This is a genomic window from Morganella psychrotolerans (assembly GCF_001676155.1).
GTDB lineage: Bacteria > Pseudomonadota > Gammaproteobacteria > Enterobacterales > Enterobacteriaceae > Morganella > Morganella psychrotolerans.
The window spans coordinates 124,598-146,452 of the sequence record NZ_LZEW01000023.1; the positions used below are offsets into that span (position 1 = coordinate 124,598).

Annotated in this window: 19 protein-coding genes and 2 pseudogenes; 13 read left to right on the plus strand and 8 right to left on the minus strand. The window is 48.9% G+C overall.

Annotation, left to right across the window (positions count from 1 at the left end; translation table 11 throughout):
- Window positions 1–2: 2 nt before the first annotated feature.
- From lldD to AYY16_RS13715, 6 genes are all read left to right on the plus strand, one after another.
- Window positions 3–1,145 carry an FMN-dependent L-lactate dehydrogenase LldD gene (gene lldD / locus AYY16_RS13695; RefSeq protein ID WP_067367656.1) on the plus strand — a complete coding sequence of 381 codons (1,143 nt, stop codon included), beginning with the start codon at window positions 3–5 and terminating at the stop codon, window positions 1,143–1,145.
- A gap of 514 nt (window positions 1,146–1,659) precedes the next feature.
- The gene (locus AYY16_RS13700) at window positions 1,660–3,234 is read left to right on the plus strand and encodes a PTS sugar transporter (RefSeq protein ID WP_067367659.1); all 1,575 of its coding nucleotides are present in this window, start codon (window positions 1,660–1,662) and stop codon (window positions 3,232–3,234) included.
- A 244-nt stretch (window positions 3,235–3,478) separates the two neighbouring features.
- Entirely contained in the window at window positions 3,479–4,321 is an 843-nt protein-coding gene (locus AYY16_RS13705; protein ID WP_067367662.1) for a histidine biosynthesis protein, read from the plus strand.
- A gap of 41 nt (window positions 4,322–4,362) precedes the next feature.
- On the plus strand, window positions 4,363–5,181 hold the full coding sequence (locus AYY16_RS13710; RefSeq protein ID WP_067367665.1) for a Cof-type HAD-IIB family hydrolase: 819 nt from the start codon (window positions 4,363–4,365) through the stop codon (window positions 5,179–5,181).
- Between the two features lie 43 nt (window positions 5,182–5,224).
- Window positions 5,225–5,428: a DeoR family transcriptional regulator gene (locus tag AYY16_RS21175; protein ID WP_235846312.1), complete on the plus strand. Its 204-nt coding sequence runs from the start codon at window positions 5,225–5,227 to the stop codon at window positions 5,426–5,428.
- A 31-nt stretch (window positions 5,429–5,459) separates the two neighbouring features.
- Window positions 5,460–5,981, plus strand: a complete 522-nt coding sequence (locus AYY16_RS13715) for a DeoR/GlpR family DNA-binding transcription regulator (protein ID WP_235846313.1) — start codon at window positions 5,460–5,462, stop codon at window positions 5,979–5,981.
- Window positions 5,982–5,993: 12 nt separating this feature from the next.
- On the opposite strand, the pseudogene AYY16_RS13720 reads toward AYY16_RS13715, so the two are convergent.
- Window positions 5,994–6,673 (minus strand): annotated as a pseudogene (locus tag AYY16_RS13720) (DUF421 domain-containing protein).
- 352 nt (window positions 6,674–7,025) lie between these two features.
- On the opposite strand from AYY16_RS13720, the gene AYY16_RS13725 reads away from it, so the two are divergent.
- The 3 genes from AYY16_RS13725 to AYY16_RS13730 all read left to right on the plus strand — a co-directional run bounded on the left by AYY16_RS13725 (window position 7,026) and on the right by AYY16_RS13730 (window position 10,030).
- Window positions 7,026–7,403: a hypothetical protein gene (locus AYY16_RS13725; protein WP_235846314.1), complete on the plus strand. Its 378-nt coding sequence runs from the start codon at window positions 7,026–7,028 to the stop codon at window positions 7,401–7,403.
- Window positions 7,360–7,563 carry a hypothetical protein gene (locus AYY16_RS21180; RefSeq protein WP_235846315.1) on the plus strand — a complete coding sequence of 68 codons (204 nt, stop codon included), beginning with the start codon at window positions 7,360–7,362 and terminating at the stop codon, window positions 7,561–7,563. Before AYY16_RS13725 ends, AYY16_RS21180 begins: the two co-directional genes overlap by 44 nt.
- Before the next feature lie 466 nt (window positions 7,564–8,029).
- Window positions 8,030–10,030 (plus strand): BCCT family transporter, encoded by a 2,001-nt coding sequence (locus AYY16_RS13730; protein WP_067367668.1) that lies wholly within the window; start codon window positions 8,030–8,032, stop codon window positions 10,028–10,030.
- A 60-nt stretch (window positions 10,031–10,090) separates the two neighbouring features.
- Here AYY16_RS13730 and hpaR read toward each other — a convergent pair whose 3' ends face one another.
- On the minus strand, window positions 10,091–10,528 hold the full coding sequence (hpaR, locus tag AYY16_RS13735) for a homoprotocatechuate degradation operon regulator HpaR (RefSeq protein WP_067368327.1): 438 nt from the start codon (window positions 10,526–10,528) through the stop codon (window positions 10,091–10,093).
- 307 nt (window positions 10,529–10,835) lie between these two features.
- On the opposite strand from hpaR, the gene AYY16_RS13740 reads away from it, so the two are divergent.
- The 4 genes from AYY16_RS13740 (at window position 10,836) to ggt (ending at window position 16,928) form a co-directional block, all read left to right on the plus strand.
- Window positions 10,836–12,308 carry an NAD-dependent succinate-semialdehyde dehydrogenase gene (locus AYY16_RS13740; RefSeq protein WP_067367671.1) on the plus strand — a complete coding sequence of 491 codons (1,473 nt, stop codon included), beginning with the start codon at window positions 10,836–10,838 and terminating at the stop codon, window positions 12,306–12,308.
- 150 nt (window positions 12,309–12,458) lie between these two features.
- Entirely contained in the window at window positions 12,459–12,983 is a 525-nt protein-coding gene (hpaC, locus tag AYY16_RS13745; protein WP_067367674.1) for a 4-hydroxyphenylacetate 3-monooxygenase, reductase component, read from the plus strand.
- 405 nt (window positions 12,984–13,388) lie between these two features.
- Window positions 13,389–14,870 (plus strand): dipeptide/tripeptide permease DtpB, encoded by a 1,482-nt coding sequence (dtpB, locus tag AYY16_RS13750; RefSeq protein ID WP_067367677.1) that lies wholly within the window; start codon window positions 13,389–13,391, stop codon window positions 14,868–14,870.
- A 273-nt stretch (window positions 14,871–15,143) separates the two neighbouring features.
- Complete coding sequence (gene ggt / locus AYY16_RS13755) at window positions 15,144–16,928, plus strand: gamma-glutamyltransferase (RefSeq protein WP_067367680.1); 1,785 nt, start codon at window positions 15,144–15,146, stop codon at window positions 16,926–16,928.
- An 83-nt stretch (window positions 16,929–17,011) separates the two neighbouring features.
- Here ggt and AYY16_RS13760 read toward each other — a convergent pair whose 3' ends face one another.
- From AYY16_RS13760 to AYY16_RS13785, 6 genes and pseudogenes are all read right to left on the minus strand, one after another.
- Entirely contained in the window at window positions 17,012–17,587 is a 576-nt protein-coding gene (locus AYY16_RS13760) for a TerD family protein (protein ID WP_067367683.1), read from the minus strand.
- Window positions 17,588–17,719: 132 nt separating this feature from the next.
- Window positions 17,720–18,298 carry a TerD family protein gene (locus tag AYY16_RS13765; protein WP_067367685.1) on the minus strand — a complete coding sequence of 193 codons (579 nt, stop codon included), beginning with the start codon at window positions 18,296–18,298 and terminating at the stop codon, window positions 17,720–17,722.
- A gap of 43 nt (window positions 18,299–18,341) precedes the next feature.
- Window positions 18,342–19,376, minus strand: a complete 1,035-nt coding sequence (locus AYY16_RS13770; RefSeq protein WP_067367688.1) for a TerC/Alx family metal homeostasis membrane protein — start codon at window positions 19,374–19,376, stop codon at window positions 18,342–18,344.
- 20 nt (window positions 19,377–19,396) lie between these two features.
- Window positions 19,397–19,852: a tellurite resistance TerB family protein gene (locus tag AYY16_RS13775; protein ID WP_067367691.1), complete on the minus strand. Its 456-nt coding sequence runs from the start codon at window positions 19,850–19,852 to the stop codon at window positions 19,397–19,399.
- Between the two features lie 18 nt (window positions 19,853–19,870).
- Window positions 19,871–21,039, minus strand: a pseudogene (locus AYY16_RS13780) (TerD family protein).
- Window positions 21,039–21,626 (minus strand): TerD family protein, encoded by a 588-nt coding sequence (locus AYY16_RS13785; RefSeq protein WP_067367694.1) that lies wholly within the window; start codon window positions 21,624–21,626, stop codon window positions 21,039–21,041. The pseudogene AYY16_RS13780 and the gene AYY16_RS13785 overlap by 1 nt, the downstream one beginning before the upstream one ends.
- Window positions 21,627–21,855 lie beyond the last annotated feature (229 nt).

Sequence of the window (21,855 nt, forward strand, 5' to 3'; positions counted from 1 at the left end):
AGATGATTATTTCTGCTTCAACGGATTACCGGGCAGCAGCCAAAGCCAAATTGCCACCCTTTCTGTTCCATTATATTGATGGCGGGGCTTACACAGAGCACACCCTGAAACGCAACACGTCAGATCTTGCGGATATCGCCCTGCGCCAGCGTGTGCTACGTGATATGTCTTCCCTCAGCCTGGAAACAGAGCTGTTTGGTGAAAAGCTGGCGATGCCGGTCGCCCTTGCGCCTGTCGGGCTGACAGGGATGTATGCCCGGCGCGGGGAAGTGCAGGCAGCAAAAGCGGCAGCAAATAAAGGTATTCCGTTTACCCTTTCCACCGTTTCGGTCTGTCCGATTGAAGAAGTCGCTCCGGCAATTGACCGCCCGATGTGGTTCCAGCTCTATGTTCTGCGTGATCGCGGCTTTATGAAGAATGCACTGGAGCGCGCCAAAGCCGCCGGGGTAAAAACCCTGGTGTTCACTGTGGATATGCCGGTGCCGGGCGCGCGTTACCGCGATGCGCATTCCGGAATGAGCGGTCCGAATGCCGCCATGCGCCGGATATTTCAGGCAATGGTGCATCCACGCTGGGCGCTGGATGTCGGGCTGCTGGGTAAACCGCATGATCTGGGCAATATTTCTGCCTATCGCGGCGAGCCGACCAAACTGGAAGATTATATCGGCTGGCTGGGTGCAAACTTCGATCCGTCCATTTCCTGGAAAGATCTGGAGTGGATCCGTGAATTCTGGGAAGGTCCGATGATCATCAAAGGTATTCTGGATGCGGAAGATGCAAAAGACGCAGTCCGGTTTGGCGCAGACGGTATTATTGTCTCAAACCACGGCGGACGTCAGCTCGACGGCGTGCTATCCACTGCCCGCGCCCTGCCTGCTATTGCTGACGCCGTAAAATCGGATATTACTATTCTGAGTGATTCCGGAGTTCGCAACGGGCTGGATGTGGTGCGGATGATCGCGCTGGGGGCAGATTCTGTTCTGCTCGGACGCGCGTTTGTTTATGCGCTGGCGGCACACGGACAGGCCGGTGTTGAAAACCTGCTTGATCTGATTGATAAAGAAATGCGTGTGGCAATGACCCTGACCGGCGCCAAAACAATCCGCGATATTTCCCGCGACTCACTGGTTAATCTGCCGGGCTGATTTACGATTTTATCTCTTTACTGAAGCCACTCTCCGGAGTGGCTGAGATTGCCGACATTGCAGGATAAAACGGGGTTTTTCCTGCAATGTGTTATCAGCCGAAAATCAATAAATTGATTTTCCTGGTTTATTTTACAACCTCTCTTGGTCGTCACCAAACCTTGTAGGTTTGTCAACGGCCTGAGCCACTCTCCGGAGTGGCTTTTTTTTGTTTTATGTTGTTTTGATTCTCATTTACACCGTTTAATCAGATCACTATCACATAAAACAACATATAACAAAATAATTACATAATAATCAAATAGTCACTAATCCATATAAATATCAAAATATCAGCCAATACAACCACATTACCAGATTAATGCAGCCATTTAATCCGACAAAGCCCCATGGCATGATTGTTTTATAAATAAGACGCCTTATTTTGATGTGTTGCTTTGCTTTGTTATGCCATGCAATATCAACAAAAAACAACAATAAGTCGTTACTTACCCTGAACCCCTGAGGTCCGATTATGAAAAAGATTGTAATACTGGGCAGTAGTGGCGGGAATCTGTACAACCTCGGTGGTGCAGATCCTGAAAAACTTCTGAGCGAGATTTACACACAATGTCATTCCGCAGATATCTGTATTGCTGCTGTTCAGTTTATTGCAGCACAAGCATCAATGGATGTCGCCAAACCCACAACCGCAGCAGCAGTTTTTACCCTGACAGAAGAGGATGCCATTCCTGCTGTTACCTTTTCCGGCACACTGGCGCAAGTCAATGATGCTGTGCGTGACAGCGATGCCCGGATTGCACAGCAGATAGAACAAGGTGAAATCGACGGCATTATTGTGATGAGCGGCGACCCGCACAATGCTAACCGGCTGGCACTTGCGGCAGCAGCAGCAAAGAAAGTCCCGGTTGTCGGCACAGGCGGTACATCTATGGCGCACATTGCAGCAAGTGGAGCCAATGTGATTGCCACCTCCGGCACCACAGGTACCACCAGCAGAACCCGCGCCATCTCATTTGCCTCTTCCCTGTGCAAACACTGGGGCATTAAATTCCGACCGATTTTAGGTGCGGCTAATACGCCGGGCGGTCCTTCTGATAAAAGCCTGCTCAAACGGATGAATATCCGCGGCATTATGATCCCCGCACTGCCCGGCTTTATCGCCATGGCAATTGTGCTGGCGCTGAGTCACATTCCGGGACTCGAAAGCCTGGATGCTATCTTCCAGTTACTGCTTAAAGGTCTGCCGGTGATTGTTGCCGTGATTGCCGCCAAGCAGGTTTCTGAGCTGGATGAAGTTTCTATTGTCGCCGGTGTGGTTGCCGGGGTGCTCTCTGTTGAAGGCGGGCTGATCGGCGGGATCGCAGGCGGGATCATGGCCGGTGTGTTTGTCCGCTATCTGTTTACGCTGTGCCTGAACTGGAAATTCCCGATGACCACCGTCAACATTGTGGCAGGCGGGATTTCAGGACTGGCAGCCGGTCTGATTATGTATTACTTCCTCAGCCCGCTGGCGCTGATGGGCGGTAACTACATCAAACTGGCACTGGAAAGCACACTGGCATTCAGTCCGGTACTGGCGGGTTTACTGGCAGGATTAGTTATCTGGCCGGCGATCCTCGGCGGTGTTTATCACGCGGTTATCCTCCCGCTGGTGTTACTGGAGATGGAAAAATCCGGCGTCAGCTTCCTGGGTGCTGTTGATATGGTCGGGCTGGTGATGGTCGCGGCAGGTATTAACCTTGCTAATGTCATCGCACCGCGCGAACGCAGTGAAGCCGCTGTTGCCGCACCGGGACTGCTGATTAATATGGGGTTCGGCACCTTTGTTGAGTCCGCTTATCCCTTCATGTTTGCCAATAAAATTGTGTTCGGCGGGGCCATTCTCTCTGCCGGTATCGGCGGCATGATGCTCGGTATGTTTGATGTTAAAGGCGTGGCGTATGTTCCGGCATTTGCCTCCCCGTTCTTATCCAACAACGCGGTATACATGGCGCTGACCATGACCGTTATTCTGATTTTAACCTGTACCATTACTGTCATTGCCAACCGTTTCAGTGCAGTGACATCCGCGAAAGCGGCGGGCTGATTCAAAGACTATACCCAACGTCATTCGAATTGCAGGCAGGCGGCAAGGGAAGATAGACGGGGAGCATAGACAAACTATGTGACCCGGCTGGCTGAGTACCGCCAACGAACCTGCGGTTTGAATGAATAAGGGTATATACAGCAATACTAAGTGTGAAAAATATCACACGCCAACACCAGGGCTTTATTAAAACGGCACTTTAAAGTGCCGGTAACTAAAAAAATAATGAATGTAAGAGGTTAATATGTTTATAGGTGATATGAATAAAAAACGTGAACAGGCAATGGTAAAAGTAAGAAATGCTATTGCGCTGCACAACGGGCAGACACTGCTCAGTACAGGTATCACCGGTGATGACGCGCGACTGGCGAAAGCTGTGTGTGATGCCGGGGTGAAAATGCTTGAACCAAACCACCCGGCACTGGCGCTGGCGCGCGGACACCGTGGTGTGAATAACATGCACGCCGCAGAGCAAATCCGCCATGAAATCTCCACCACGCAGATGGCAGAAGCGGTTAACGGTATTCGTAATGTTATTCCTGATGATGTGTTTATTACTGTCGGGATCGCCGGTGGTTTCACTGAAACCATCCCGGTGCCGGTCACAGAAGAAGACATTTTACAGATTGCCCGCGCAGGGGCTGACGGGCTGCACACGCATAAATCCACCTTTGAAGACCTGGCGGATATTGTCAATCTGGCGCACCGTTTTGGTCTGACCGTTGATGCCTATATTGGTCATCCGGATGATTTACACACCTTTGGCATTCCGGCGGAAACCCCGGAAGACGTCGCAAGAGTCGCGAAGAAAATGGAAGCCATCGGCGTGGATATGATTGGTCTGATGACCGGTATGAGCTACGAAGGTGTGGGTGCCGGTGAAATTCCGGAGCAAATCAAAGCCCGCCTGAAAGCACTGGTTGGCGCAGTGAGTGTACCGACACTGGCGGAAGGCGGAATTAACGTCGCCAATGCCAAAGCATTTAAAGAAACCGGCGTACATATTTTAGTGGTTGGTACAGCGATTGATAATGTGGTGTGTCAGGCGGCAGCGCAGGTCACCCAATCCTTTATTCATCACAACTGATTGTTATCCAATGCGGGAGCCTGCTCCCGCTGAGGTTTTTTATGACAACACTGGCTATCGATCTCGACGGCACATTACTTCATCCTGACAATTATATTTCAGCTGCAAACCGGCAGGCATTACTGGCGCTCCCGGCTGAAACCAATATTGTTATCTGTTCTGCCCGCCCGCTTCAGCCTATTCTTTCTCTGCTTGATAATGCAGACCTGCACACTGTTATCCGGGCTGTCGGGGCATTTAACGGCGCAGTTATTTATGATTGCCGCACACACTCAGTACTGAGCAAAACCACACTTTGTCCGGCTGTGTTATCTCAGTTACAACCTGTCCTGCAATCCATTCCCTGCGGCTGGCATGCATTTACCACGGATGCCCTGCTCTGCCTGCCGGGCGAACGCGCCGACTATACAACACACGAAGCCGCCCTGTTTGGTCTGCCGGTCAACACAGTGACAGCCGATGAATTATTCAGCCGCGCTGATATTCTCAAAATTACCCTGTGCGGTGATGCGCAGGATCTGGCTCTGCGGGTACAGACACTGCGCCCGGAACTGCCGTCAGCGCTGCGGACATTTTTTACCGATCAGCACTATTTTGAGCTGGTGCCGGGATCGGTCAGTAAAGGCGCGGTACTGCATGAACTGACAGCAAAAGGAATTATCCCGCCCGGATCAGTAATGGCTGTCGGCGACCAGGAAAACGATCTCTCTTTGTTTGAAGCCGCCGATATCCGGGTGGCGATGGGCAATGCCGTTCCCGCGCTGAAGCAACATGCCGATTTTATCACCGGCACCTGCCGGGATGATGGTGTTGCCGCCGCACTCCGCCATTTTATCTCCGCATTCCGCAACGGCGGATAATGCGCTAATATTGTTACTGTTTAAGGGCGCGATGAGAACAGCCATGAATCCGGTTAAAAGAAAGCAATATATCCTCAGCCAGTTGGGTCTGAAGGGGGAAATCAGTGTTCAGGATCTTGCTGATGAGCTGAATGTCACCTCAGAAACTATCCGCCGCGACCTCTCCATTCTGGAAAAAGAGGGCGAAATCATTAAGATCCACGGTGGCGCGATGAAGAAAAAAAAGTGTCAGCGAAGGCAGCTTTGAACAGCGCCTTGAACTGAACCGTGATGAGAAAATGATCCTCGCGCGTTATGCCGCAGGGCTTGTCTCTCAACACGACACACTTTATATCGACTCCTGCTCCACGACTCTGCTCTTTTCAGGCTTGCTGCCGATGGTTGCTTTCACTGTCTTTACCAACTCCGCACTGATCGCCGATAAAATTGCCTCACAGAATGCACTGGCGAAAGTCTATGTGCTGGGCGGAGAGTACAGCCATGAATTCCGCGCCAATCTCGGTGCCAAAACCCTGCATGAAATCGACCATATTTATGCTGACTTTGCCTTTGTCGGCGCAGGAGGGATAAGCGGAGACGGGATCCTGGTCAAAAGTGTGGAAGAGGGCATGATCGCGCAAAAAATGCTGGCAAAAAGTAAGCAGAAAATTATTCTGGCGGACTCCAGCAAATTCGGTCAGCAGGGTATTTTAAAAATTGCGGAAATTGCCGGTATCGATAAAATAATTTGTGACGATAAATGGCAAAAAGCTCACGAATTCCGGGATATCTACCCCGAAAAAGTGGTGATCGTGACGTAAGGGGCTCTCCCCTTACGGCTGTAACGGCTCACTGTGATGCCCGGTCATGCGCCCGTCTTTCATGACCACATTAATATTGCCGTCATAAAATTCAGCAAGAAACACCTCTTCGGGATTGTCGACGCCAAGCTTTTTCAGCCCGCTCTCCAGCCAGGCTTCATCATATCCAATCTGTTCCAGCTCGTTTTTACGCGGTACGCCATCTTTCATAATAATCACAGAAGGCATCTGTTTTTTATCACAAATCACCGTCAACTGACCATCAGGCTCTATCTGCGCATAATAAACGTCACTGAACGAATAAATTCCCTGAGAATGCATCCTTGATGCAATATTCAGGATATCAATTTTATTTCGTTTTTCATGGATGCTATCCATGATAAATAACCCGTTTTTTTATAATGGGTATCGGGTTACCTATCGCAACAGAACGAAAAAAAATTAATATGCTTGCTAACCCAATTGACCGCACTGATAAAACTAACGCCAATCAGCAATAAAATAACATATTGTGTTAATGGAATGCTGTCGCTGTATATCACACCGCCGATAATACCGCCAAGGACAAAGTTACCAATAAAATCAACCGGTGTCATTTGTGATAACTGTGTTTTTCCGGAAATATTCATGTGCGTAATCACAATAACAAAACCAATGATAAACTTCACAATAACAAACAGATAATATGTCATGGATTTTCCTTAATCACTGCGTAATTCGACATAATCAATTGAAATAAAAAGAAATAAATAAAGTTTCAATATATTTTACTTCTTATTTTATTTGGCTTTTACTCTCCGGACAGCCATTACCATCACAAAACCGATAGCGGCACTTGTATCTATTATATACTGTATAATTTCTCAGGATTATTAATTAAATAAGAAAAATCATATACAAGCGAAATTTAGTTTTCTATGCTGAATGAGACAATGATATCGTATCATTATATCGCTTAGCAGATACATCGATTTAGTTTTATAATGATATATCACAGATATCTATCTGGTTATTTTACTCAACGTTTTTCGAAGAGGGTTAATCATGAAAAAGACATTATTAAGTTCACTGATCCTGGCGGGTGTTTTTATTTTTGCAACCGGCTGTGATGACAGCAGTAAAACCGATCCTGCCGCACAGAAGGCGCAGGAAGGTGCTGCACAGATTAAGGATGCAGCGGAACAGAAAGCAGGCGAACTGAAACAAGACGCCAAAGATGTCGCAAATGAGACTGAAAAGAAAGCGGATGAACTGAAGCAGGATGCAAAAGAGAAAACAGGTGCGGTCATCGATGATGCCAAAGAGAAAGCCGCCGATATCCGTAATGAGGCGGATAAAAAAGCCGATGAACTAAAGAAAGAAGCGGATAATATTCTCAGTGACGCCAAAGACAAAGGCGAAGACGCTAAAAAAAGCGGCTGAAGAAAAAGCAACAGAGCTGAAAAAGGAAGCTGCTGACGCAAAAGAGGCCGCAGAGAAAAAAGCGGATGAGCTGAAAACACAAGCCACAGAGAAAAAAGACGAACTGAAACAAGACCTGTCTGACAAACTCGGTGATGCACAAAAAGCGCTGAACCAGTAATAATCCGTAAAATAAAGACGAGCCGGAAATCAATAATGTTTCCGGCTTTTTTATTGCTTTATATCATCGGCTTCCCGCTATACCGCGCCGGAATCCAGATAAAATATTTTCATCATTTTCCGGAAAAAAGCCGGATTACTTGCCGCAGAGTGACATTTTTGGCACTATTACCCTCTTTTTTTTATCATTAAGGGGAAATTCATCCAAAATATTACACCCGTTTTTATCCATTTTTGTATCTCTTTATATCCGTAATTTCTGATATTCCCGCACACTTTTGTGCCGGGGTTTTTTATTTATTCGCTACGCTGATGCGTACCGTTTTCAGAAGGAAAGTCCGACGCTTTAGTGCAGTGCATTCACCTTTTACTGCCGGCGTTATCTGCAACTGATATACCCTTATTCATTCAAACTACAGGTTCGTTGCCTGCATCCTGAATGACGTTGGGTAAAAAAGGAATAATTCATGAGTCATCAGGACACAGAACAACCTAAAAAAAATATCAAGATTAATCCGCCCGTTTTTTTCACTTCCGCGCTTATTATTTTTCTGATTGTCGGCTTTGCCGCATTATTTCCCCAGGTGGCAGAAACCCATCTGAAAGCACTACAGACAAGTCTGTTTAAAAATGCGAGCTGGTTCTACATTCTGGCGGTCGCCCTTATTTTAATGAGTGTCACTTACCTGGGATTATCCCGTTTCGGGGACATTAAACTCGGTCCCGACCATGCCCGCCCGGGATACAGTTATATCTCCTGGTTTGCCATGCTTTTTTCCGCCGGTATGGGGATTGGGCTGATGTTTTTCGGCGTGGCAGAGCCGGTGATGCACTACCTTTCGCCACCGGTCGGTACACCGGAAACGGTTCAGGCAGCAAAAGAAGCTATGCGCCTGACCTTCTTCCACTGGGGACTGCACGCCTGGGCTATTTACGCCATCGTGGCACTGATTCTGGCATTCTTCAGCTACCGCCACGGTCTGCCGCTGACACTGCGCTCCGCGCTTTATCCGATAATCGGCGACCGGATTTACGGCCCGATAGGTCATGCGGTCGATATTTTTGCGGTGGTCGGTACCGTGTTTGGTGTCGCGACTTCACTCGGCTTCGGGGTTTTACAGGTCAATGCCGGGCTGAACCATCTTTTCGGGCTGCCTCAGACACAGACTGTACAGGTGATACTCATTGTTATCATCACCTCCCTGGCAACTCTTTCCGTGGTTTCCGGGCTGGATAAAGGCATACGGATACTCTCCGAGCTTAATTTAGGGCTGGCGGTTCTGCTGCTGGCAATGGTCGGTATTTTAGGTCCGACTGTACTGCTGCTGAAATCTTTTGTGGAAAACACCGGAGGATATCTCTCCGAGATTGTCAGCAATACCTTTAATCTTTTCGCTTATGAACCTAAGTCAGATGGCTGGCTGGGCGGCTGGACCCTGCTCTACTGGGGCTGGTGGTTATCCTGGTCGCCGTTTGTCGGCATGTTTATTGCCCGTATCTCCCGCGGGCGCACCATCCGTGAATTTGTGACCGGCGTATTATTTGTTCCTGCCGGTTTTACCCTGCTGTGGATGACATTCTTTGGCAATACCGCGATTGATCTGATTAAAAATCAGGGCGCGACTGAACTTGCCACTGTGGTGAAAGAAGATGTCTCACTGGCACTGTTCCAGTTTCTGGAGTATTTCCCGTTCTCTTCCGTGCTCTCTTTCTTTGCCATGCTGATGGTTATCGTTTTCTTTGTCACCTCTGCGGACTCCGGCGCAATGGTTGTTGATACCCTGGCATCCGGTGGTGATTCGCATACACCTGTGTGGCAGCGGATTTTCTGGGCAGGATTGATGGGCGTGGTCGCGATCACACTGCTGCTGGCAGGCGGATTATCAGCGCTTCAGACGGTGACGATTGCCAGCGCCCTGCCGTTTGCCGCTATTTTGTTAGTCTCCATTTACGGGCTGATAAAAGCATTGCGGATAGACGTCCATAAACGGGACAGTCAGCAGTTAGCTACCATTGCACCGACCGCAAGCCGGACACCGATCCCATGGCAGCGCCGTTTGCGTAATATCGGCTACTTCCCGAAACGTTCACTCGTCAAACGCTTTATCGATGAAGTGGTGTCAGAATCCATGACATCCGTTGCGGCAGAACTGGATAAACAGGGAACACCGAGCCGCATTGATAACAGCCATGATAACCGGCTGACCTTTGAGGTGGATCTGGGCGATGATATGAACTTCCTGTATGAAACCCGCCTGCGTCATTACAATCAGCCCTCTTTTGCTTTATCCGGTCTGAGTGATGAAGAAAAAGATGATGAGCACCGTTACTACCGCGCTGAAATTCATCTCAAAGAAGGCGGGCAGGATTACGATATCATGGGCTGGAACAAGGAGCAGATTATTCACGATATCCTTGACCAATACGAAAAGCACATCCATTTCCTGCACTTAATCGGCAAGAAATAAACAAAACTGACGGCTGTTTTACCCGCGCCGCTACTCTCAGAGGGCAGCGGCGCGGGTATTTTATGGTTGCCCGTTTTCATTATTGCGCTGCGGAAGCGCAATCAGATCGTCCAGCAACGCATAAAGCTGCTCTACTTTCTCCGGCGTAAACTGTTCCTCCAGTGCCTGATAGCCGACTTCCACCTCTGCCTGCACCCGGTGATAGAGTGCAATCCCCTCTTCCGTAAGGGAAAGATAGAGTTTGCGCTGATCACTGAGCGGTTTCATCCGGTGGATAATGCCGGCCTTTTCCATCCGCGTCAGAATGCCGGTCAGGCTCGGGCGCAGAATACAACTTTTCTGTGCCAGGATATGAAAATCCAGAGACGGCGTTTTTGCCAGTATGCGGATAATCCGCCACTGCTGCTCCGTCAGCTGATGGGCTTTCAGTGTCGGGCGGAAGTAGCCGAGGACCACTTCGCGTGCCTGCAAAAGGGCGATAAGTAATGATTCATGCATAATGGGTAATGTCTCCGCGATGTATCCGCATAATAAACCCTTATTCATTCAAACTGCAGGGTCCGGGCTACGTTCAGCCTGCATCCTGAATGACGTTGGGTATAAACATCGGTGTTATCAAAAAAGGCGCAATTTTACCGGGAAACTGCGCAATAGGATATCCTCTGTTAGAATAAAAAGCATACCAGTTGTAAAGACCTAAAAGGACACCCCTTTTATTAACGCTATATTAACAATAAATCAATGGTCTTCTGCTGATATCCCTGTGCCCTCATCATCTTTTTGAGAAAATGCAACGGAGCTCCCTATGTTCACCTCATCGTTAACCGATCCTTCTTTCCCCCTGCTGCGCAACGCAGGCTATATTAATGGTCAGTGGATTGACGCACAAAACAACGCCACATTTGATGTCACCAACCCTGCCACAGGCGCATTAATTACCCGTGTCAGCGACCTGGGTGCCGCTGAAACCCGCATGGCTGTTGATGCGGCGGAAAAAGCACTACCCGGCTGGCGCAGCCTGACGGGTAAAGAGCGTGCCCATATTTTACGCAACTGGTTTGATTTAATTATTGAAAACCGGGAAGAGCTGGCGCAGATCCTGAGTCTTGAGCAGGGAAAACCCCTGACTGAATCCCGCGGTGAAATCACCTACGGAGCCAGTTTTATCGAATGGTTTGCCGAGGAAGGTAAACGTATTTACGGCGAGACAATACCTGCCACTCAGGCCGGTCAGCGGATAGTCACGATCAGGCAACCGATAGGTGTGGTCGGGGCTGTCACACCGTGGAATTTCCCCAATGCCATGATCACCCGCAAAGTGGGTCCGGCACTGGCGGCAGGCTGTACCATGGTATTGAAACCAGCGGCAGAAACACCGCTCTCTGCCCTTGCTCTCGCCGCACTCGGTGAACAGGCAGGTATTCCGGCAGGCGTGTTCAATATTGTCACAGGACTTGATGCAGCGGCTATCGGCGGCGAACTGACCGCAAACCCGGTGGTACGTAAAATCTCATTTACCGGCTCAACGCGCGTCGGCAAACTGCTGATGGCACAGAGTGCGGATACTGTTAAAAAACTCTCTCTTGAACTGGGCGGAAATGCGCCGTTTATTGTCTTTGATGATGCAGATTTAGATGCTGCGGTTACAGGTGCGATGGCAGCAAAATTTCGCAACAGCGGGCAAACCTGTGTCTGTGCCAACCGGCTCTATGTTCAGGATGCGGTTTATGATGCGTTTGCCGCAAAACTGACCGCTGCCGTGAAAACGTTGCATATCGCCCCGGCGACAGATGAAAAAGCACAACAGGGACCACTGATTAACGATGCCGCTATCCGTAAAATTAGTGAACATGTCCTGGACGCCGTCAGCAAAGGAGCGATTGTGCTGACCGGCGGAAAATCCGCGCCACAGGGCGGATTATTTTTTGAACCGACCGTGCTGGCAAATGTAACCGCTGACATGATTGTTACCCGCGAAGAAACATTCGGTCCGCTGGCACCTCTTGTGCGGTTCACTGATGAAGCAGAGGTGATACAGGCGGCGAATAACAGCGAGTTTGGTCTTGCGGCATATTTTTATTCGCGGGATATCGGGCGCGTATACCGCGTGGCAGAAGCTCTGGAGGCCGGGATGGTCGGCATCAATGAAGGCATTCTGTCCACTGAAGTTGCGCCGTTCGGGGGTATAAAACAGTCCGGTCTGGGGCGTGAAGGCTCCCGTCACGGTATTGATGATTATCTGGAGATAAAATATCTCTGCTTTGGCGGGATCAACTGAATCCCAAATATATAGCCAATTCGGCTGCGGGAATACGCAGCCGCATTTTCTGACTCTCCCTTGTTTTTCTTCCCGGCTATCATTAGACTGCGTATCATTCGCAATATAGCAACAATTGTGTCACATTTTATTTGCTCTTCAGGAGTTGGCATGTCTTTTGATAATTCCCGGTGTCTTCAGTTCCGCGACGCAATGGCTAATCTCTCCGCTGCCGTCAATATTGTCACCACAGACGGCGAAGCCGGACGCGCCGGTCTGACAGCAACCGCTGTCTGTTCCGTCACCGATAACCCGCCGACACTGCTGGTGTGCATCAACCGGAGCAGCGCACTCAGTGAGGTTTTTAAAACCAACGGCCGCCTCTGTGTGAATGTGCTCACTCATTCCCATCAGGCTCTCGCCTGTGATTTCGCCGGGATGACAGGGCTGAGTATGGATGCCCGCTTTTCAGGTGATAACTGGCAGCCCGGTCAGCTGGGACAGCCCTGTCTGAATAACTCGCTTGCCAGCCTGGAAGGTGCGGTGACGCAGGTTCAGGAAATCGGCACGCATAACGTTTTTATGGTTGAGATTGAAAACATTGATGTGCGCGACCGGGGACACGGACTGATTTATTTTAAACGCGACTTCCGTGTGGTTGAAACCAGCGAAACCCTCTCTTCTGCCGTTGCCTGACCCTCTCTTATCAATATCCGTATTCGTTAATACTTTTTGTGTTAACGAATCGCTATTGAATAGAAAAATTACTGTTACATTCCGGTATATTTAATTTCGTTTGTTTTTCTCCCGCAGAATAATTTACCATCAATCTGGTTAATTACCCGTCAACAAAACCATTACAATGTAATTATTGATGTCAATCTAATGAATTTTATTTCAATTGTGATATTAATTATTGTAGTAAGTGTGATCTGCCTTTGAGATGAACAGGCTGCAATATATTAGCCTAACGCCTTTGGCAAATACCCTGACAAATACGCAAACACTCAACTTTACACAACAGTTTATCTTTAGCGTTGCCTCCACAATGCCGGAAAAAATTTAGTGTAATGAATAATTATTAATAAGAGGCATTTAACCATGAGTAAACCCGCGCAGGTTGGATTGTTTAACCAACCTAAGCCATTCTTCATGATTTTTATCGTGGAGCTGTGGGAACGCTTCGGCTATTACGGTGTGCAAGGCATCCTGGCCGTCTACTTTGTTCAAAAACTGGGATTCAGTCAGGAACAGGCTTTTATCACCTTCGGGGCATTTGCTGCGCTGGTATACGGCCTGATCTCTATCGGGGGCTACGTCGGAGATCATGTCCTCGGCACCAAGCGGACCATCATTTTAGGGGCCATTGTGATGGCTGTCGGTTATTTTATGACCGGCCTCTCCATCATGAACCCGGATCTGATTTTCTATGCACTGGGGACAATCGCTGTCGGTAACGGCTTATTTAAAGCCAACCCGGCCAGCCTGCTATCAAAATGCTACGCGCCTAAAGATCCGCGTCTGGACGGAGCATTTACCCTGTTTTATATGTCGATCAACATCGGCTCCCTGATTTCCCTGTCTCTGGCACCGGTTATCGCTGACAAGTACAGCTATACCGTTACTTATAATATCTGCGGTATTGGTCTGCTGGTCGCCCTGGTAGTCTTCCTGTTCTGCCAGAAAATGGTTCGCAATATCGGTTCTGAGCCGGATCATAAACCAATGAAATTCGGCAGCCTGCTGGTCGTGTTAGCCGGTAGTGTGGCGACCGTTTTCCTGTGTGCATGGTTACTGCATAACGTGGTGGTAGCCAACTATGTGCTGCTCTGCGTAACCGCGGTGGTTATCTTCTTCTTCTTCCGCGAAACCTTCAAACTGAAAGGCGTTGAGCGCAACAAGATGTATGTCGCATTTGTTCTGATGCTGGAAGCGGTTGTCTTCTACGTCCTGTATGCACAGATGCCGACCTCACTGAACTTCTTCGCTATCTATAATGTGCATCACACCATTATGGGTATTGATGTGCACCCGGTCAGCTTCCAGGCACTGAACCCGTTCTGGATCATCGTCCTGAGCCCGGTTCTGGCCTATTTCTACAGTAAAATGGGGGCACGCGGCAAAGATATCTCTATGCCGGGTAAATTCACCATCGGTATGTTCTGCTGCTCCGCCGGCTTCCTGACCGCTGCCGCATCCGGTATGTGGTTTGCCGATGCCACCGGTATGACGTCACCATGGTTTATCGTGCTGGTCTATTTCTTCCAGGCGGTCGGCGAGCTGATGATCAGTGCGCTGGGTCTGGCGATGATTGCGGCGTTCGTTCCGCAATATCTGATGGGCTTTATTCTCGGAATGTGGTTCCTGACTCAGGCAATGGCAACACTATTGGGTGGTTATGTTGCGACATTTACCGCAGCACCGCAGGGTGTAACGGATCCGTTGCAAACCCTGGGTGTCTATACCGATGTATTCGGTAAAATAGGGATCGCCACTTTTGTTGTTGCCCTTATAATGTGGGCAATTGTACCGAAACTGAACAAAATCATGAAAGACGACAGCGTAACCAAAAATCTTGCCTGATAACAGCAGGCGCTGGCGTTGCAGCGCTTGTTTTCAGCAATATTTGTGTGTTACATGCTGTTATACCCAACGTCATTCAGGATGCAGGCTGACCGCAGCCCAGACCCTGCAACTTGAATGAATAAGGGTACAGAACCCGGTACATGTACCGGGTTCTTTTATTATAAACACCTGCCTCACTTCACATTTCGCCAAAAATCATTTCTCAGATAATCATTTTTTGTCTATACGTTAATTAACTAAAAATTAACAAGCGTATTATTGGAGATAATAATGATAACCCCACACCAAACCCTGCGAACCCCGTTATTGCTGCTATCACTGCTGCTCCCTCTGCTTATTTCCCCGCCACTTTTTGCAGCATCCGAACCGGCTGTAGAAGCCCGTAACGGGATGGTTGTCTCTTCCCAGCACCTGGCGTCTCAGGTCGGGGCCGATATCCTGAAAGCCGGTGGTAATGCCATTGATGCTGCGGTTGCCGTCGGCTACGCACAGGCGGTGGTGAATCCCTGCTGCGGAAACATCGGCGGCGGTGGTTTTATGACGCTTCATACGGCTGACGGCAAAAATATTTTTATTAATTTCCGCGAGACAGCCCCTGCGTCGGCTTCCGCTGATATGTATCTGGATAAAGACGGCAACCTGATTAAAGGTGCCAGCTTGTACGGCTACCTCGCCGCCGGTGTGCCGGGAACCGTAAAAGGGCTCGATTATGCCCTGGAAAAATACGGCACAATGAACCGGGAGCAGGTAATGGCACCGGCAATCAAACTGGCGCGTGACGGGTTTATCCTGACCCGCGCGGATACCGATGTGCTGGATACCACCACAGAGCGCTTTAAACAGGATGCAGAAGTCGCACGGATTTTCCTGAAACCGGACGGCAGCGCCTTTCAGCCCGGTGACAGGCTTATCCAGACCGATCTTGCCAATACACTGGAACAGATCGCCAAAAAAGGACCGCCCGCATTCTATGAAGGTGATATTCCGCAGCGTGTGGAAAAAGCATCACAGGCGGGTGGCGGCAAACTGACAGCAAAGGATTTCGCCGATTACCGGATAACAGAAGTCGCGCCGGTCACCTGTACCTATCGCGGCTATGAGTTTATTTCCGCACCACCGCCAAGCTCCGGCGGAGTGACTATCTGCCAGACACTCAATATTCTGGAAGGCTATGATTTACAGGCGATGGGCTTTAACTCCGCCGACTATATTCATACGCTGGCAGAAGCAATGCGTCACGCCTATATGGATCGTAATACCTTCCTGGGTGACCCGGCGTTTGTTGATAATCCGACTGAAAAATTACTCAGCAAAACCTATGCTGCCGAACTGCGCAAAGAGATAGTCCCGGGCAAAGCAACACCTTCCGCGCAGGTGCAACCGGGCAGTGGTCCGCATGAAAAACCGGAAACCACGCATTATTCGGTTGTCGATAATAAAGGCAATGCGGTTTCCACGACCTATACCATTAACGGGCGCTTTGGTGCCGTGGTGATCCCACCTGGAACCGGGTTCTTCCTCAATGATGAAATGGATGATTTCACAACAAAGATTGGTGAGAAAAATATGTACGGTCTGGTTCAGGGGGAACGCAACTCGATTGCGCCCGGCAAGCGCCCGCTGTCATCCATGAGCCCGACTATCGTGACAAAAGACGGCAACGTCTTCCTTGTTCTCGGCTCCCCGGGTGGATCACGGATTATTTCTATCACCTTACAAACTGCCCTGAATATTATTGACCACGGTATGTCACCACAGGAAGCGGTAAATGCACCGCGTATTCACCATCAGTGGCTGCCGGATGAGGTCTATTATGAGCAGCGCGGTGTATCAAAAGATTCACTGAATCTGCTGGATACAATGGGCTACAAAATGGTGGAGCAGACTCCGTGGGGAGCCGCAGAGCTGATTATGGTAGGATTACCGGGTGCGGCAGGTGTCAGTGCGGATTCGTCCGGTAATGACTCAGCAGTCTCCGGCAAGGTCCGCGAAGGGTATCTCTATGGTGCCAATGATGTCCGCCGTCCGGCGGGTGAAGCGACAGGCGTTGAGTAATTCCTGCTTCCAAAAGCCGTAAACAATAATGCCCTGTCCGTAACGGACAGGGCATTTTTACTGAAAAGACCTGAAAATCACAATCAGATATTCACGCCATGCTGTGCAGCTAATGCGCCCAGACCACCGGCAAAGCCCTGACCAACGGCTTTAAATTTCCATTCCGCACCGTGGCGGTATAACTCACCGAAGACCATTGCTGTTTCTGTTGATGCATCTTCAGACAGATCAAAGCGGGCAATCTCAGCACCGTTATCATTATTACAGATACGGATAAAGCTGTTGCTGACCATACCGAAGTTCTGCTTACGGGCTTCCGCATCATAAATAGTCACGGAGAAAACCAGTTTTTTCACTTCAGCAGGAATAGTGTTCAGGCTGATTTTAACCTGCTCATCATCACCATCGCCTTCACCGGTGCGGTTATCGCCCTGATGTTCTACCGCGCCGCACGGGCTGGTTTTGTTGTTAAAAAAGATGAAGTGACCATCGGATAATACTTTTCCGTCTTCACCTACCATGAATACAGACGCATCGAGGTCGAAATCCTGACCATCAGTTACGCGGGCATCCCAACCTAACCCAACCATTGCCACGCTCATTGTCGGGGCTTCTTTCGTCAGCGATACGTTACCGCCTTTAGTAAGAGAAACTGCCATATTTTTGACTCCTGCTACCAATTATATACCCTTATTCATTCAACCTGCAGGTTCGTTGGCTGCATCCTGAATGACGTTGGGTATCAGAAAGGCCGGATACCAGCCCGCTGAAAGAAAATGAAAAAACAATTATCAGGATGCGTTGATACCGTATTCGGCACAAACGGATGCCAGACCACCGGCATATCCCTGACCCACAGCGCGGAATTTCCACTCGCTGTTATGACGATACAGTTCACCGAACAGCATAGCCGTTTCTGTTGACGCATCTTCAGTCAGGTCATAACGGGCAACTTCGGTATTGGTATCATCATTGACCAGGCGGATAAAGGCGCCGGATACCTGACCAAAGCTCTGACGGCGCGCCGTCGCATCATGGATAGTGACGACAAAGACGATTTTATCAATCTCCGCCGGGATCATATCCAGTTTGATGATAAGTGATTCATCATCACCATCACCCTGTCCGGTGCGGTTATCACCGGTATGTGATACAGAGCCGTCCGTTGAACGCAGATTGTTATAGAAAATAAAATCTGCATCACCGCGTACTTTGCCGGTTGCTGTTAACAGGAAAGCAGAGGCATCAAGGTCAAAGTCCTGACCATCCGTAGAACGGACATCCCAGCCTAAGCCGATCAGGACGTTTTTCATTGAAGGCGCGGTTTTACTCAGTGACACATTGCCACCTTTGGAAAGAGAAACGCTCATTTCACTTACTCCTTAGTTAAATCAGTGACGGAGGGCGGATAATTTATTTATCCGCGCTTTCCGTTTTGTCCGGGAAAAGCAGGCTGGCAATAATACCGATAGCCAGAACCCCGAGAACCACAAGTAAACTACTGGTTGCTGAAATATGTAATCCATGACCCCACAGGCTGTCTGTTGCATTAAGTCCCAGTTTCAGCGCGATGAAGAACAGCAGCGCAATAACGGCTTTCTCCAGGTGAACCAGATACTGTTTCAGTGCTTCCAGAACAAAATACAGGGTACGTAAACCCAGAATCGCAAACATCATGGCGCTGTAAACAATCAGCGGTTCACGGCTGACGGCGATAATCGCCGGTACAGAGTCAAATGCAAACATCACGTCGGATAACTCAACGACTGCCACACACAGCATCAGCGGGGTGGCATACAGTGCTGCTTTTGTGCCGCGACCGATAGTCACGTCTTTGTTTTCCGGTTTCGCCAGCTCTGCATCCACTTCTTTTTGTGTCAGAAGGAACGCGTGTCCTGCCAGCTTCGGCCAGATAGGAAACAACTTTTTCACAGCCCGGTACGCAATGTGCTGAGAATAGTCTTCAATTTCATCTTTCTCTTCACGACTGCGCAGCATCATCACCGCAGTCCAGGCAACAATGACGGCGAAAATGACTTCCACGTACGGCCCGAGGCTCAGTAAACCGGTACCGATCGCCACGAAAATTCCGCGGAACACGATAGCGCCGATGATCCCCCAGTAGAGTACACGGTGACGGAAACGATCCGGCACAGAGAACCAGGAGAAAATTGCCATCATCACGAACAGGTTGTCGACTGACAGCACTTTCTCAAGTGCATAACCGGTAACGAACAGGCTTGCCACTTCCGCGCCGTGGTGAATATAAAGAAACCCGGCGAACCCCATTGCAACTGCAACCCAGAAAACAGACCAGATGGCGGCATTTTTCAGTGAAACCGGTTTATCACCACGGTGCATAAACAAATCAATAAAAATCGCACCAATAGCGAGAACAACGAAAACAGTGACTGTTTCCATCGGAAAACCGATATGTGTTGATTCCATACTTAACCCTCAGGTAAAAATTAAAGACCAAATTCTGCGGGTTCAAAACCCAGAGCGGTCGCTATCTCTCTTACAGCTTTCTGTTCATCCTGGTCAAAATCACCGTCACTCTTCGCAACTGCAATACCAACACGCACCGCTAACTGTGCGGCTTCAGGCTGACTTTTCAGTGCCAGTATATATTTCATTGTTTCACCTTTACCGATTTCCATGTCGAAATCGAAGCTGGTAACAAGCTTGTTGAAAAATTCGATGACTTCTGCGGTTTCAAACACTTTCAGTTCTTCAGATGATTTCAGAAAACCGATCATTTTCTGTTTTTCTTCTGCGCTGACACCATCACTGGAGACAGCGATTCGGGCACAAACAGCAACAGTACCTTCCATAAACTTACGGTTTTTAAAACGACCGACCTGCTTTGTCAGTTCTTCACGACCTGTGTTAAACGCATTTTTTACCCGGTTCAGTATACTCATCACTTCATCCTCTCTGAATTATTTAGAGCCGGCTTTCCAGCGGAATCCCCAGCCGAAAGCTTCATCCATATCACTCTGATTTTTAAAGAAACGGTTCAGACGTTCAACCTTTATTGATCCGTTTTCATTTACCAGACGCGCAATCGCACACATAGTACGGCGGTTATCGCCCTCTGTCAGCCTGGTTTCAATCGGCGGTTGTCCCGGAACATGAACAGTGACAACGCCATCCGTTTTATCCCAGCTCGGCGCGCCTGATAAATAAACGCGTAGATAAGGATCTGACGGATATGTTTCCATTCGCCGCCATTAATATGCAGCCATTCACCATCCGAAACCTCACCGGTGCGATCATCACCCTGTAACTGAATATAAGGCTCACGGTGATAATCACCAAACGCGTTACCCAGCGCCTGAATAACCAGTTTCTGACCATTTTGCAACTCAGCGAATGCACCGAGATCCAAATCAATACCTTTATTACCACCCCCGAACACATTGCTCAGGAACCCGCCGGAAGCCCCGGTATTATCACCACGGTGCCAGTTCAGGTTAATGCGGATTTCACCAAAATTATCGCGTTTGGTCAGGCTGATTGACGGTTTCTCTTTTGTCAGTGAAACCTTGCTCAGACTGATTTTACTTTCTGCCGGTTTGGCAATCGGTGCCGGTGGCGCTGACGGGGCAGATTCTGCGGCGACATCCACACCGAAATGCTCTGCCAGCGGCTGCAACCCGCCGTTAAAGCCCTGTGCAACAAAGCGGAATTTCCATTCATTGTTACGCCGGTACAGTTCACCCAGGATCAGGGCTGCTTCCTGACGTCCTGCAGTTTCCACTGTGCCATTGAGCAAAATTTCACGGTCAGATTCAACCTGAACCGCCAGGCTGCGTAACCCGGCAACTGTTTTTCCGCCGTCACAGGTGACAACAAACGCAATTTTCTGCACTTCCTGACGCAAACGGCTGAGATCTACCGTAAAAAGGGTGTTATTACCGTTTTGCTGCCAACTGATGGTTTTATCATCATTTTGCGGCTGCCCGTAAAACACCATATCCGGATCGCCCTGCACTTTGCCATCCGCATATAACCGGAAAGCGGATGCATCTGCCGCCGCACCGGACAACACATTAATCTGTAATGTCTTTACCGGAACGGGAGCATTTCCCCCGGGAGTCATATCCATCAGCGCACCACCGTACTGATAATGTCAGATGACATTTCGTCAATTGTCCGGCCACGGCAGGCATCACCATGAGCCGTGAAATTCCACTCGCCACCGCTGCGGCGCAGAGAGGCAATCACAATACCGGTGTGAGAACCCTGCTCATTCAGCTGATAGCGCACCAGTTCTTTACCGCTCTGGTCCAGCACGCGACAGAATGCATTTTCAACATCATTGAATGATTGGCCGCGGAAACTGTTTACCGTAAACGCCAGATACTCAACTTTTGCCGGGAGACGAGTCAAATCCACGCGGATCACTTCGTCATCACCATCACCTTCGCCGGTCAGGTTATCACCTTCATGGACAACAGATTTACAATCAGATTTCAGTTTACGAAACCAGATGGTGTCAAGAATTTTGCCGTGACCGTCCAGCAAAATACAGCTGGCATCCAAATCAATCGAGTCACTGCCGCCCCCGAATAAGGAGCCGAGAAAACCTTTCTTCTTTTGTACCGGATCCCAGCCAAGGCCGAAATGTAGCTGATTTAATGCAGCTAATGCTTTACTGAGAGAAACGGTCTGATTCTTATTTAGTGAAACCATATTTTTATTCCTTAAACGGGAGAAAAAAAAACGGGTGACAATGTCTGTATTCCTTTCATGAAAAAAATCATATCATGATGTAGTTCTTTGACAAGAGCTATTTTTCAGAAAAAACAAAATTCAAAAATTAATTACCTTATAAACAATGAATTAACAAATAATTTAATATTGACTTTATCCATTTGAAACTGTGATCGATGTCAATTTTCGTCAACCATTTGTCAACTCA